General features: G+C 40.7%; 1 protein-coding gene. It reads right to left on the bottom strand.

The window, feature by feature from the left end:
* The coding region (locus tag KEM10_RS24110) for an InlB B-repeat-containing protein (RefSeq protein ID WP_212221051.1) at positions 1–415 on the bottom strand (415 nt) is incomplete at both ends.

The raw sequence follows: 415 nt of genomic DNA, 5'->3' as shown, positions 1-415 counted from the left end.
AACTTCCATAATCAACATTTTCTGTCTTTAACACCTCTCCGTCCCAATCTACAAAACTAACTTCATAGTTATTGATGGTATACTGAGCTGTTACAGTTAACGCTGCTGTGATATTATCAAAGGCTACGTCCCATCCGGTAAAGCTATAACCAGTACGTACAGGATCAACTGGGGCTGTGGCTGAACTTCCATAATCAACATTTTCTGTCTTTAACACCTCTCCGTTCCAATCTACAAAACTAACTTCATAGTTATTGATGGTATACTGAGCTGTTACAGTTAACGCTGTTGTGATATTATCAAAGGCCACATCCCAACCCGTAAAGCTATAACCAGTACGTGCAGGATCTGATGGAGCTGTGGCTGAACTTCCATAATCAACATTTTCTGTCTTTAACACCTCTCCGTCCCAATC

It is taken from the genome of Carboxylicivirga linearis (assembly GCF_018271995.1).
In the GTDB taxonomy this organism is placed as follows: domain Bacteria; phylum Bacteroidota; class Bacteroidia; order Bacteroidales; family Marinilabiliaceae; genus Carboxylicivirga; species Carboxylicivirga linearis.
This window is presented reverse-complemented; position numbering and strand designations above follow the sequence as displayed.